Genomic DNA, 12,870 nt, shown 5'->3' on the forward strand with positions numbered 1-12,870 from the left:
CCTATCAGAGTCTGAACTCTTCGCCCAGATACACGCGCTTAACATGCTCGTCTTCCAGGATTTCGGCTGGAGTGCCATGGGCGATTAAATGGCCCTGGCTTACGATGTAGGCACGTTCACAAACAGCCAGCGTTTCGCGTACGTTATGGTCAGTAATCAACACCCCGAGCCCACTGTCGCGCAGATGCTCAATGATTCGCTTGATGTCGATGACGGATATTGGGTCAACACCAGCAAAAGGTTCATCCAGAAGAATAAATTTTGGATTTGCGGCTAATGCTCGGGCAATTTCGACACGACGACGCTCGCCACCAGACAATGACTGCCCGAGGTTATTACGCAAATGTTCGATGTGGAATTCTTCCATCAGCTCATTAGCGCGGTCATCACGCTGCTCAACAGAAAGATCGTCACGGATTTGCAGCACAGCCATTAAGTTATCGAACACACTTAAACGGCGGAAAATAGACGCTTCTTGCGGTAAGTAGCCGATACCTCGACGAGCACGAGCATGAAGTGGCAGAAGGCTGATGTCTTCATCATCAATAATAATGTTGCCGGCGTCACGCGGCACAATGCCAACCACCATGTAAAAGGTGGTGGTTTTCCCGGCACCGTTTGGGCCAAGTAACCCGACAATTTCACCCGACTTAACAGCCAGGCTGACATCTTCAACGACGCGGCGGCCTTTGTAGGCTTTGGCGAGATTTTTTGCAATTAAAGTAGCCATAACGAATTAGTTACTCTTTTTCTGCGCAGGGGCTGGTGCCGGAGCCTGGCCGTCTTTTTTCTGCAGTTGAGAAGGGACCAGAACGGTGGTGACACGTTTACCTTTTTCGCTAAAGGCCTGCATCTTCTGTTCTTTCACCAGATAAGTAATTTTGTCGCCTTTGATATTGCTGTCGACCTGCTCGAGATAAGCATTACCGGTCAGAACTACAAAGTCGTTTTGCAACTCATAGTGCATGGTCGCTGAGTGGCCGCTAACGGGTTTACCGCTATCTTGCATCTGATAGAACGTGGCTGGATTACCATAACCATCAATGACTTCTTTGCCTTCTTCGCCGCCAGGACGAGTCACAACCACTTTGTCGGCGTTAATTTTGATACTGCCTTGTGTCACGATCACATTGCCAGTGAAGGTGACGACGTTGCCCTGCATATCCAGCGACTGTTGGTCAGATTCAATGTGAATCGGCTGATCGGTATCACCGGTCAACGCAAATGCCGAAAAACTAGCGGCTAAAAGCGTACTGGTTAGTACTAAATTACGGCTGAGTTTGTTTATTTTGGATTTCATAGGATGTTCTAACCTTTTCAATCAGCTCGGCATTTTTGCTGCGTAAATTTCCACGCATTTTGAGGCCGGTGGAGTTAAAGCTGGTTCCATACAAGGTTACCTGGTCATCAGAGGCAACATCCTGAGTGACTAAATTAACCTGCGCATTGTCCGTGGTAATTTTGCGTAGCTGAGAATCCGGCGTCAGAGCCGTCAGCACCACATTCCCATACAAATACAGCATCCGATCGTTAGTAAGTTTGGCGCGATCCGCTCGTAAAGACCAGGTTGCCACTTTGTTTTCGTCATACTGCGTCATCACCGGGTTGGTAAACCACGAAATAGCAGTCTCAGAAAAATATTCAACGTGTTCCGAAACCAGCCGATAATTCAGAGCCCCTTCAGGACTGTAGGCGAGCGTCGTGGAATGTTCACTTTGATAGGTTGGCTCGTTGCTGTTTACCGTCGGTGTAGCAACGGGGTCTTTATCGACCAGATTTAAGCCAATCAACACTAATGCCAGCAATGAAAGCAGGATGATAACCCAACGTCTGGTCTTACTCATATAGATAGCCCTTTGGCCTCATCAAGCTTTCCTTGTGCCAGTAACAGAAGATCACAGACTTCGCGGACCGCCCCACGTCCGCCAGCAATACGTGTAACGTAGTCGGCACGAGGAATCAGTAAAGGATGAGCGTCGGAAACCGCCACACTCAAACCCACTTTTGCCATCACTGGCCAGTCGATTAAATCATCACCAACGTAAGCAACATGTTCCGCGGGGATGGCGAGCTTATCTAATAGATCGTGAAAAGCCAAAAGCTTGTCAGATTGCCCTTGATAGAGATGGGTAATCCCGAGTGTTGCGCATCGGTCTTCAAGTAGCTTTGCTTTGCGGCCGGTAATAATCGCGACTTCGATGTCGGAAGTCAGCACGCAGCGAATTCCGTAACCGTCACGCACGTTGAATGCTTTCAGCTCTTCGCCGCTATTACCCATGTAAATCAGGCCATCAGACATGACACCGTCAACATCTAAAATAAGCAGGCGCACGTTTTCTGCCCGCTCCATCACGCGCGTGCTTACCGGGCCATAACAGGTGGCAAGTGACGCTTCATGGTTACTCATTAAGGCTAATCCTTTGTTAAACCACGCCAGCGCGTAGCATGTCATGCATATGTACCACACCGAGAAGTTGGTCGCCATCTGCAACCAATACCGAGGTAATGTGGCGAGATTGCATCAAATTGAGCGCATCCACAGCCAGGAGTGACGGACGGACCCTAATTCCACCGACAGTCATGACATCTGCGATATTCAGAGAGTGGAGGTCAACGCCCATATCAAAGACGCGTCGTAAATCGCCATCGGTGAAGATCCCTTCGATTTTCATCAGGGAGTCACAGATTACGGTCATACCCATATTTTTACGCGTAATTTCCAGTAGAGCATCGCGCAAGGACGCATCTTTACTGACATGAGGGATCTCATCACCGCTGTGCATGATATCGCTGACGCGTAGTAACAGTTTACGACCCAATGCGCCGCCTGGGTGAGAAAGTGCAAAATCTTCTGCAGTAAAGCCGCGAGCTTTAAGCAACGCAACGGCAAGGGCGTCACCCATAACCAGTGTTGCTGTGGTGCTGGAGGTTGGAGCCAGACCAAGAGGGCAGGCTTCTTGCGGGACTTTGACACACAAATGGATATCTGCCGCTTTACCCATAGAACTATCCGGGCGGCTGGTGATGCAAATGAGCGGCACCTGTAAGCGCTTGAGAACGGGAATCAATGCCTGAATTTCGTTTGATTCGCCGGAGTTTGAAATCGCGATAACAATATCCTGGGGGCTCACCATTCCGAGATCGCCGTGGCTTGCTTCACCAGGGTGGACGAAAAATGAAGGTGTGCCGGTGCTGGCAAACGTTGCCGCCATCTTTTTACCGATGTGACCAGACTTACCCATGCCCATTACGACAACTTTACCCTGGCAATAAAACATTTTTTCACAGGCTGCCGAGAAGTCTGTGTTGATGTATTGCTCAAGTTGATCCAGGCCTTCACGTTCGATCTTCAGGACTTCTTTGCCTGCTTGCTGAAAGTCAAAACCCGGTTGTAAATCTATCTGTGACATAATTTCCGTTCCGTTTTACCCAACGACCGGTGATGCAACAAACCACAGCACCACAATCCATACGAAGAAACTACATGTTAACAGAGCGCCTGCTGTCTTGCCGATAGAGCGAGGCTTTCGCCAGCAAAGTACGGCGAAAATGACACTGACGACCAACATCACCCAATAGTCACGTGCAAAGACAAGTGGGTCGATTTCACCTGGTGCGATTAGCGCAGGAATGCCCATTACCAGAACAATATTGAAAATGTTTGAGCCAATAATATTACCAATCGCAATATCATCTTCGCCTTTACGGGCACCCGCGATGGTGGTGGCTAGTTCAGGCAGGCTAGTGCCAACCGAAATAATCGTCAGGCCAATCACTAACTCACTTACGCCAAAATAGTGCGCCAACACACTGGCGTTATCGATAACCATGCGTGTGGCCATCGGCATAATAATTAGGGCAACAGCGAGCCATAAAAATGCGACGGGGCGGTTTCCTTCTCGAGGAAGCTCTGCCAACTGTTCACGGGTCAGTTTGTCGGCACCTTCATTTCCGGCAAGGCGCGTTATTTTAATCGTAAACAGCAGATACGCCACTGATACCGTAATCAAAATAACACCATCAACAACGCTTAGCTGGTTGTCAAAAAGCAGCCAGCCAATAATTGCGCTGACAACTAACATTAGGGGTAACTCGCGCCGTAGAATATCGGAATTCACGGTAAATGGATGCAAAAGAGCCGCTAAGCCAAGAATTAACAAAATATTGGTGATATTTGAGCCTAACGCGGTCCCTACCGCTAAATCCAACTGACCATGCAGGGCTGCAGAACTGGCGACGATGAGCTCTGGTAGTGAAGTGCCAATACTGACCACAGTCAAACCGATTAGCAGTGGTGGAACCCCAAAACTGCGACAAAGTATTGATGCGGCAAACACTAATCGGTCAGCGCCATAGACGACCAAAAGCAAACCAATAATTAACAGAGCTGTAGCTAACAGCATGCAGAATCCTTAATTCAGGTATAATCGCCGGTCTTGTGCTGTGAAAGTACCGGCAGAGCATACAGTTCTGTAGGGCCGGGCATGATTCTTAATTCTGACTTTATGTGGCAGAAAAGTAAAACAAATGCCAGTTTTCGCTAATCAGGACGGGTATTATTCTGCAAGGATATTGGATTGGAACTCAGTTTCCAGTAAATGCTTCGTCCGTGAACTTGATAAAAGGAAAGATGATGAGCCAGACGCAGACTAATCTGGTCGAAATTCGCGGAGTAAGTTTTACTCGCGGCAGTCGGCGCATCTTTGACAATATTTCACTGAACGTACCCCGCGGTAAAATTACCGCCATAATGGGGCCTTCAGGGATTGGGAAGACAACGCTATTGCGGCTGATCGGTGGTCAAATTCAACCCGACAGCGGTGAAATCCTGTTTGACGGTGAAAACGTCCCCGCCATGTCTCGTTCGCGTTTATACAATGTTCGTAAACGCATGAGTATGCTGTTCCAGTCTGGCGCGCTATTTACCGACCTCAATGTCTTTGAAAATGTGGCGTATCCACTACGTGAACATCGCCGCCTGCCGGAAGAGTTGTTGCACAGCACCGTGATGATGAAACTTGAGGCGGTGGGGTTACGTGGTGCCGCTAAACTGATGCCTAACGAACTCTCCGGTGGTATGGCCCGACGTGCAGCTCTAGCTCGAGCCATCGCACTCGAACCCGATCTGATCATGTTTGATGAACCATTTGTTGGTCAGGACCCTATTACTATGGGGGTATTAGTCAAACTGATTTCAGAATTGAATAGCGCCCTTGGCGTCACGTGTATTGTGGTTTCTCACGACGTCCCAGAAGTGCTGAGCATTGCCGATTACGCCTATATTGCTGCGGATCAACATATTGTGGCTGAAGGCACGCCTGCTGCCCTGCGTGAAAATTGCGACCCGCGAGTGCGCCAGTTCCTCGATGGTATTGCCGATGGGCCAGTACCGTTCCGCTATCCGGCAATGGATTATCGGAATGACTTATTATCAGAAACAGGGAGTTAAGTTGCTCATGTTCTTTAATGCACTGGCATCATTCGGACGGCGGGGGTTGAAAACCTGTGCGTCATTTGGCCGGGCTGGGATAATGCTTTTTAATGCGCTGGTGGGGAAACCGGAATTCCGCAAACACACACCATTGCTTATTCGCCAACTGTATAACGTTGGTGTGTTGTCGCTGATTATCATCATTGTTTCTGGTTTGTTTATCGGCATGGTGCTTGGTCTGCAAGGTTACCTGGTGCTGACGACCTACAGCGCGGAATCAAGCCTCGGTATGTTGGTCGCCTTGTCATTACTGCGAGAGCTTGGTCCTGTCGTTGCTGCATTGCTGTTCGCCGGGCGTGCCGGTTCAGCACTAACCGCAGAAATCGGCTTAATGAGGGCAACAGAACAACTTTCCAGTATGGAAATGATGGCGGTTGATCCTCTACGCCGGGTCGTTTCACCGCGTTTTTGGGCTGGCGTGATTTCACTACCCTTGCTGACGCTTATTTTTGCTGCGGTCGGCATTTGGGGTGGGGCGCTGGTGGGTGTGAACTGGAAGGGAATCGATGCGGGCTTCTTCTGGTCTGCAATGCAAAACGCCGTCAGCTGGCGGACTGATTTGGTTAACTGTGTCATCAAGAGTGTGGTGTTTGCGATAACAGTGACCTGGATTGCTTTATTCAATGGCTACGATGCTATTCCTACGTCCGCAGGGATTAGTCGGGCAACAACACGAACCGTTGTGCACGCTTCACTGGCCGTTTTAGGTCTGGATTTTGTGCTCACAGCACTGATGTTTGGGAATTAAGTTCATGCAAACTAAGAAATTTGAAACTGGGGTTGGAGCATTTTTAATTATTGCACTGGCAGCCATCGTCTTCTTGTGTCTGAAAGTGGCAAACGTCACTTCGCTACGCAGTGAGCCAACGTACCGGGTCTATGCGACTTTTGACAACATCGGTAGCTTGAAAACGGGTTCCCCGCTGCGCCTCGGTGGCGTGGTGATTGGTCGTGTTGACGATATTACTCTGGATCCGAAAACTTACTTACCACGAGTCACCCTGGATATCGAAGAACGCTATAACCACATTCCGGATACCAGTTCGCTGGCTATCCGTACTTCTGGCTTGCTGGGCGAGCAATATCTCGCGTTGAACCTCGGTTTTGATGATCCAGAACTCGGTTCATCTATCCTTAAAGAGGGCGGGACGATTCAGGACACCAAGTCAGCCCTGGTGCTGGAAGACCTGATTGGCCAATTCCTGTATAAGAGCGGCAATGGTGATAATCAGAATTCAGGGGATTCCTCATCGCAGGATTCACAGAATAATAGTGCAGCGCCACAGCCTGGTACCACGCATTAATCTAAGAGGAAAAGTGTTATGTTTAAAAGACTTATTATGATTGCTATGCTGGTTATTGCACCGCTTGCAAATGCTGCGGATCAAAGTAATCCCTACAAATTAATGGGCGAAGCGGCACAAAAAACTTTTGACCGCCTTAAAAACGAACAACCTAAAATTCGCCAAAACCCTGATTATTTGCGTGAGATCGTTGGTCAGGAACTGCTGCCTTACGTGCAGGTAAAATACGCGGGGGCTCTGGTTCTGGGTCGTTATTATAAAGATGCGACCCCTGCGCAGCGTGATGCTTACTTCAAAGCATTCGAAGAGTACCTGAAGCAAGCCTACGGCCAGGCTCTTGCCATGTATAACGGGCAATCCTACCAAATCGCCCCTGAGCAGCCGCTGGGTGATGCCACTATCATTGCGATTCGTGTAACCATCGTCGATCCAAACGGTCGTCCACCAGTACGTCTTGATTTCCAGTGGCGTAAAAACACCCAGACCGGTGGCTGGCAGGCATACGACATGATTGCTGAAGGTGTCAGCATGATCACCACTAAGCAAAATGAGTGGAGTGATATCTTGCGTACCAAAGGTATCGATGGTTTGACGGCGCAACTGCAAAGTATTTCCCGTATGCCAATTACACTCGAAGCGAAAAAGTAATGGCAGGCGAGCTTAACTGGCAGCGTGAAGCAGCAACTTTACACCTGACGGGTGAGCTGGATAGCGACACCGTGGGGCCTTTATGGCGGCAACGGGAGCAAATCATGGCAGGTATCAAGGCGCTTAACCTTTCTGGTTTATCGCGTGTAGATACCTCAGGTTTAGCGTTGTTGATTCATCTTGTGGCTTTCGCCAGACGACAAAACGTTGAAGTAGAGCTTCAGGGAGCCAGTGATAATCTACAAACACTGACTAAACTTTATAACCTTCCAGAAGACATCCTTCCCGCATTTGCAGGCTAGTGTTTTCATAGCGTTACTATCATTGCCCCTGATCGATTGAGATCAGGGGCTTTTTGCTTATTTAAGACAACGCCACTTTCCTCTAAGATGTGTGGCTTGTTTCCTTAACCGACGAATTATATCCCATGGAAAATCATGAAATTCAGACAGTGCTGATGAACGCACTGCCCCTCCAGGAAGTCCACGTCTCAGGCGATGGTAGCCATTTTCAGGTGATTGCGGTGGGTGAGTTATTCGCCGAGTTAAGTCGCGTGAAGAAGCAACAGACAGTTTATGCGCCATTGATGGAGCTGATTGCTGATAACCGTATTCATGCGGTTTCCATCAAGACCTATACTCCGCAAGAGTGGGATCGCGATCGTAAACTTAATGGTTTTTGAGCAATTCGCCGCGGCGGATTGTAACGATTTGAATTTAATAGAGAGCAGTTGCAATGGATAAATTTCGAGTTCAGGGGCCAACCCGACTGAGTGGTGAAGTGACGATCTCCGGGGCGAAGAACGCCGCGCTGCCGATCCTCTTCGCAGCTCTGTTGGCTGAAGAGCCAGTTGAGATTCAGAACGTTCCAAAATTGAAAGACATTGATACCACAATGAAGCTGTTAAGCCAGTTGGGTACCAAAGTTGAACGTAACGGTTCCGTATGGATCGACGCCAGTGAAGTGAATATCTTCTGCGCACCTTATGATCTGGTTAAGACCATGCGTGCTTCTATCTGGGCGCTTGGACCGTTGGTTGCACGTTTTGGTCAGGGGCAGGTTTCTTTACCTGGCGGCTGTGCAATTGGCGCACGTCCGGTTGATTTACATATTACTGGTCTTGAGCAACTTGGTGCGGAAATCAAACTGGAAGAAGGCTACGTTAAAGCCTCTGTACAGGGCCGTCTGAAAGGCGCACACATCGTGATGGATAAAGTGAGCGTAGGCGCCACCGTCACCATCATGAGTGCTGCTACGCTTGCCGAAGGCACAACCATCATTGAAAACGCCGCTCGTGAGCCGGAGATCGTTGATACAGCGAACTTCCTGAATACTCTTGGTGCGAAAATCACCGGTGCAGGTACCGATCGCATTACTATTCAGGGCGTTGAACGCCTCGGTGGTGGTGTTTACCGCGTAGTGCCTGACCGTATTGAAACCGGGACTTTCCTGGTGGCTGCGGCGATTTCCGGTGGCAAAATTGTTTGCCGTAATGCTCAACCAGACACCCTTGATGCGGTGTTGGCGAAACTGCGCGAAGCAGGTGCCGACATTGAAGTTGGCGAAGACTGGGTGAGCCTGGATATGCACGGTAAGCGCCCGAAAGGCGTGACCATCCGTACTGCACCGCACCCTGGTTTCCCGACCGATATGCAGGCTCAGTTCACCTTGCTGAACCTGGTGGCTGAAGGTACGGGTGTTATCACCGAAACCATTTTTGAAAATCGCTTCATGCACGTTCCAGAACTTATCCGTATGGGCGCACATGCAGAGATTGAAAGTAATACGGTGATTTGCCACGGCGTTGAAAAACTGTCTGGTGCACAAGTGATGGCGACCGACCTGCGTGCTTCAGCAAGCCTGGTTCTGGCTGGCTGTATTGCCGAAGGCACAACCGTTGTTGACCGTATTTACCACATCGATCGTGGCTACGAGCGCATTGAAGATAAACTTCAGGCGTTGGGTGCGAAGATTGAACGTGTGAAAGGTAGTGGCAGCGAATAAATTTTGTTGTTAACAAGAGAAAACCGGGCATGCCCGGTTTTTTTATCGCTTACGCATTAAACTCGCTCGGTTAATTAACTGATGAGTTTGTGGGTCGTAATACCGCGAGGGCCAAATCATCCAGGGTGATGTATCCAGTGCCGTTGCTATGATTAACTCACCTTTAGGCCATGGGCGCGTCAACGCATTAGCCAGCGTCGATGAACTTAGCCCTGCCTTCCTGGATTCAGCCGCCAGGCTTGTTCCACGTTTACGTAACCCTGCGATTATGTCTGCCGGGTGCCAGTCAGAATAATTACTTTCCATGTTCCTCCCTGTAACCGTTTCGTTTAACCGGTCTACTCAGGAGTGTTTATAACATAGCAAAGTGCCAAAAGATTCCAATAAATGGCTTAAAAAATTAAATCTGTGTTAACCCACACAAAGTGAATGAAATCCAATGAAAACAGATTGGTTATAGGAAGCGTGCTGAAGCGGGGAAAAAAAATTATTGGAAACTTAGCGCGCCTTTAGCTGGCGCGCTAAAAAGATTAACGGTCGCGTTGAACGGCCATATGAGCCAGTGCAATTAGTGCTTCTTTGTGTTCACTTTCTGGCAAAATACTCAGCGCAGCAATGGCTTTGTCTGCTTCTTGCTCTGCGCGTAATTGAGTCCATTCCAGTGAACCACAGGCCGCCATCGCGTCCAATACTGGTTGCAGCAAATGACGCCCGTTACCTTGTTCAATGGCTTCACGGATCATTTTTGCTTGCTCTGCATTGCCGTTACGCATTGCGTGCAGTAACGGGAGAGTCGGTTTGCCCTCGTTAAGATCATCACCAACATTCTTACCCAGAGTTTGCCCGTCCGCACTGTAGTCGAGAAGATCATCAATGAGTTGGAATGCAGTACCCAGATAGCGACCATAATCCTGAAGGGCTTTCTCCTGCTCTACAGTGGCATCAGCTAAAATACCGGAACATTGAGCGGCCGCTTCAAACAGGCGTGCTGTTTTGCTGTAGATCACCCGCATGTAACTTTCTTCAGTGATATCCGGGTCATTGCAGTTCATTAATTGCAGAACTTCACCTTCAGCAATCACGTTCACTGCTTCGGACATGACTTCAAGTACCTTGAGTGAACCAAGTTGAGTCATCATCTGGAAGGCTCGGGTATAGATAAAATCGCCGACCAGTACGCTGGCCGCATTGCCGAACGCCGCGTTGGCTGTGGCTTTGCCACGGCGCATATCCGATTCATCTACTACGTCATCATGCAACAACGTCGCCGTGTGAATAAATTCGATAAGCGCTGCAATATTGACATGCGCCTTACCCTGATAACCGAGCGCACGAGCAGCAAGTACAGCAATCATTGGGCGGATACGCTTACCACCGCCACTGACGATGTAATACCCTAACTGATTGATCAATTGGACATCTGAATTCAACTGCTCAAGGATGACCGCATTGACGCCCGCCATATCTTGCGCGGTTAACTCATTAATTTTTTCTAAATTCATCGCAAAAGTCTGGCTTAAAGTCCTGTTTACCACATGCCTGTACGGAATCACGTGAGGGAAGAGGAGTAATAATGTAGTACAGATTGTACTGAAAAAACGAGGCAGATAAACGGCTGGTGTGATGTTGCGTTTTTTTTCTACTCTGTTTCATGAGAGGGCTTGTCAAAGGCTCTCGTTTTGCGTAATATTCGCGCCCTATTGTGAATATTTATAGCGCCACCTGAAACATACATAGGGTGCGTGCGGAAAGCGGAGTTTTATATGTACGCGGTTTTCCAAAGTGGTGGTAAACAACACCGAGTAAGCGAAGGTCAAACCATTCGCCTGGAAAAGCTGGACATCGCAACTGGCGAATCTGTTGAGTTTGCTGAAGTTCTGATGATCGCTAATGGTGAAGAAATCAAAATCGGCGTTCCTTTCGTCGATGGCGGCGTAATCAAAGCTGAAGTTGTTGCTCATGGTCGTGGCGAGAAAATTAAGATTGTTAAGTTTCGTCGTCGTAAACACTACCGTAAGCAGCAGGGTCATCGTCAGTGGTTCACTGATGTGAAAATTACCGGCATCAGCGCTTAATACAGGGGAGCATATTAAATGGCACATAAAAAGGCTGGCGGCTCTACTCGTAACGGTCGCGATTCCGAAGCTAAACGTCTGGGCGTAAAACGTTTCGGCGGTGAAGCAGTTCTGGCAGGCAGCATTATCGTTCGTCAACGTGGTACTAAATTCCACGCTGGTACTAACGTAGGTTGCGGCAAAGATCATACTCTGTTCGCTTTGACTGACGGTAAAGTTAAGTTCGAAGTTAAAGGTCCGAAAAACCGTAAGTTCATCAGCATCGTTGCTGAATAAGTTTTTCGCGTCCCGGTAACGGATAGAAGCCCCGCAACACGTTGCGGGGCTTTTTACATTCTGCGACCGGTAAATCAGGTAGTCGCAGGGAATAAGCAATGAAACAGCAGGCAGGCATTGGCATTCTGTTGGCGCTCACTACAGCAGTTTGCTGGGGGGCATTGCCGATTGCGATGAAACAGGTGCTGACGGTAATGGAACCGCCGACAGTGGTCTTTTATCGTTTCCTGATGGCAAGCCTGGGGCTGGGTAGTATTCTTGCAATACGCGGAAAATTACCTCCATTACGCCTGTTCCGAAAACCACGTTGGTTGGCGTTACTCGCCATTGCAACCGGTGGTTTGTTCGGAAACTTTTTGCTGTTTAGTTCATCGTTGCAGTACCTGAGCCCAACAGCATCTCAGGTTATTGGCCAGCTTTCCCCCGTGGGAATGATGGTGGCAAGTGTGGTTGTGCTCAAAGAGAAGATGCGCGGCACACAAGTCATTGGGGCCATAATGTTACTTTGTGGGTTGGTGATGTTCTTCAACACCAGCCTGATAGAGATTTTTACCCGCCTGACAGATTACACCCTTGGGGTGATATTCGGTGTTCTGGCGGCGACAGTGTGGGTCATCTATGGCGTGGCGCAGAAGGTATTATTACGCCGCCTGGCCTCGCAACAGATCCTCCTTTTGCTGTACACTTTATGTACTCTTGCACTTTTGCCTCTGGCTCAGTTGGATAAAATTTTCCAGCTCAGTGACTGGCAACTGGCATGTTTAGTTTTCTGTGGCCTGAATACACTGGTTGGGTATGGGGCACTGGCAGAAGCCATGGCACGGTGGCAGGCGGCACAGGTTAGCGCCATTATTACGCTGACTCCGCTGTTTACTTTGCTATTTTCTGATTTATTAGCGTTAGCCTGGCCCGATTTCTTCGCCATGCCGTTACTTAACCTTGTGGGTTATAGCGGCGCGTTCGTCGTGGTTGCAGGTGCAATGTATTCAGCCATTGGTCACCGTCTTTGGGGACGTTGGCGCAAAACCGAAGCTGTTCTTCCAGTACAACGTTCGGGCGAATGATTTACGGA

General features: G+C 49.0%; 18 protein-coding genes. 10 read left to right on the forward strand and 8 right to left on the reverse strand.

All coding sequences use genetic code 11. From position 1 onward, the window contains the following. Positions 1-4: 4 nt before the first annotated feature. The 6 genes from lptB to MES37_RS00990 are packed head-to-tail and all read right to left on the reverse strand — an operon-like array spanning position 5 to position 4,403. A complete protein-coding gene (lptB, locus tag MES37_RS00965) occupies positions 5-730 on the reverse strand; it encodes an LPS export ABC transporter ATP-binding protein (RefSeq protein ID WP_064543110.1) in 726 nt (241 codons plus the stop codon). A 6-nt stretch (positions 731-736) separates the two neighbouring features. Next, complete coding sequence (gene lptA, locus MES37_RS00970) at positions 737-1,300, reverse strand: lipopolysaccharide ABC transporter substrate-binding protein LptA (RefSeq protein WP_064543111.1); 564 nt, start codon at positions 1,298-1,300, stop codon at positions 737-739. Further along, positions 1,269-1,844, reverse strand: a complete 576-nt coding sequence (gene lptC, locus MES37_RS00975) for an LPS export ABC transporter periplasmic protein LptC (RefSeq protein ID WP_064543113.1) — start codon at positions 1,842-1,844, stop codon at positions 1,269-1,271. Before lptC ends, lptA begins: the two co-directional genes overlap by 32 nt. Beyond that, positions 1,841-2,407, reverse strand: coding sequence for a 3-deoxy-manno-octulosonate-8-phosphatase KdsC (gene kdsC, locus MES37_RS00980; protein ID WP_064543115.1), 567 nt, complete (start codon positions 2,405-2,407; stop codon positions 1,841-1,843). Before kdsC ends, lptC begins: the two co-directional genes overlap by 4 nt. A gap of 16 nt (positions 2,408-2,423) precedes the next feature. Beyond that, positions 2,424-3,410 (reverse strand): arabinose-5-phosphate isomerase KdsD, encoded by a 987-nt coding sequence (gene kdsD / locus MES37_RS00985; protein ID WP_064543117.1) that lies wholly within the window; start codon positions 3,408-3,410, stop codon positions 2,424-2,426. Positions 3,411-3,425: 15 nt separating this feature from the next. Continuing rightward, positions 3,426-4,403 (reverse strand): calcium/sodium antiporter, encoded by a 978-nt coding sequence (locus MES37_RS00990; protein WP_064543119.1) that lies wholly within the window; start codon positions 4,401-4,403, stop codon positions 3,426-3,428. A 230-nt stretch (positions 4,404-4,633) separates the two neighbouring features. Between MES37_RS00990 and mlaF the strand changes: the two genes are divergently transcribed. From mlaF to murA, 7 genes are all read left to right on the forward strand, one after another. Beyond that, positions 4,634-5,449, forward strand: coding sequence for a phospholipid ABC transporter ATP-binding protein MlaF (mlaF, locus tag MES37_RS00995; RefSeq protein ID WP_064543121.1), 816 nt, complete (start codon positions 4,634-4,636; stop codon positions 5,447-5,449). A 7-nt stretch (positions 5,450-5,456) separates the two neighbouring features. After that, on the forward strand, positions 5,457-6,239 hold the full coding sequence (mlaE, locus tag MES37_RS01000) for a lipid asymmetry maintenance ABC transporter permease subunit MlaE (RefSeq protein ID WP_064543170.1): 783 nt from the start codon (positions 5,457-5,459) through the stop codon (positions 6,237-6,239). Positions 6,240-6,243: 4 nt separating this feature from the next. Then, complete coding sequence (gene mlaD, locus MES37_RS01005; RefSeq protein ID WP_064543124.1) at positions 6,244-6,795, forward strand: outer membrane lipid asymmetry maintenance protein MlaD; 552 nt, start codon at positions 6,244-6,246, stop codon at positions 6,793-6,795. 18 nt (positions 6,796-6,813) lie between these two features. Continuing rightward, positions 6,814-7,443, forward strand: a complete 630-nt coding sequence (mlaC, locus tag MES37_RS01010; RefSeq protein ID WP_064543126.1) for a phospholipid-binding protein MlaC — start codon at positions 6,814-6,816, stop codon at positions 7,441-7,443. Then, positions 7,443-7,745, forward strand: coding sequence for a lipid asymmetry maintenance protein MlaB (mlaB, locus tag MES37_RS01015; RefSeq protein WP_064543128.1), 303 nt, complete (start codon positions 7,443-7,445; stop codon positions 7,743-7,745). The genes mlaC and mlaB overlap by 1 nt, the downstream gene beginning before the upstream one ends. Positions 7,746-7,870: 125 nt before the next feature. Beyond that, positions 7,871-8,125: a BolA family iron metabolism protein IbaG gene (ibaG, locus tag MES37_RS01020; protein ID WP_034459734.1), complete on the forward strand. Its 255-nt coding sequence runs from the start codon at positions 7,871-7,873 to the stop codon at positions 8,123-8,125. Between the two features lie 53 nt (positions 8,126-8,178). Next, the gene (gene murA / locus MES37_RS01025; RefSeq protein WP_121814815.1) at positions 8,179-9,447 is read left to right on the forward strand and encodes a UDP-N-acetylglucosamine 1-carboxyvinyltransferase; all 1,269 of its coding nucleotides are present in this window, start codon (positions 8,179-8,181) and stop codon (positions 9,445-9,447) included. Between the two features lie 42 nt (positions 9,448-9,489). Here murA and sfsB read toward each other — a convergent pair whose 3' ends face one another. Beyond that, positions 9,490-9,753, reverse strand: a complete 264-nt coding sequence (gene sfsB / locus MES37_RS01030; protein ID WP_074388515.1) for a DNA-binding transcriptional regulator SfsB — start codon at positions 9,751-9,753, stop codon at positions 9,490-9,492. Between the two features lie 224 nt (positions 9,754-9,977). Continuing rightward, a complete protein-coding gene (gene ispB / locus MES37_RS01035; protein ID WP_064543131.1) occupies positions 9,978-10,949 on the reverse strand; it encodes an octaprenyl diphosphate synthase in 972 nt (323 codons plus the stop codon). A gap of 261 nt (positions 10,950-11,210) precedes the next feature. Here ispB and rplU point away from each other — a divergent pair, with 261 nt between their 5' ends. The 3 genes from rplU (at position 11,211) to MES37_RS01050 (ending at position 12,862) form a co-directional block, all read left to right on the forward strand. Continuing rightward, positions 11,211-11,522 carry a 50S ribosomal protein L21 gene (gene rplU / locus MES37_RS01040; RefSeq protein ID WP_064543133.1) on the forward strand — a complete coding sequence of 104 codons (312 nt, stop codon included), beginning with the start codon at positions 11,211-11,213 and terminating at the stop codon, positions 11,520-11,522. A gap of 18 nt (positions 11,523-11,540) precedes the next feature. After that, positions 11,541-11,798, forward strand: a complete 258-nt coding sequence (gene rpmA / locus MES37_RS01045) for a 50S ribosomal protein L27 (protein WP_024549632.1) — start codon at positions 11,541-11,543, stop codon at positions 11,796-11,798. Positions 11,799-11,896: 98 nt separating this feature from the next. Next, entirely contained in the window at positions 11,897-12,862 is a 966-nt protein-coding gene (locus tag MES37_RS01050) for a DMT family transporter (protein ID WP_064543135.1), read from the forward strand. Positions 12,863-12,870: the final 8 nt, after the last annotated feature.

This window comes from Buttiauxella sp. S19-1 (assembly GCF_022134725.1).
In the GTDB taxonomy this organism is placed as follows: Bacteria; Pseudomonadota; Gammaproteobacteria; order Enterobacterales; family Enterobacteriaceae; genus Buttiauxella; species Buttiauxella ferragutiae.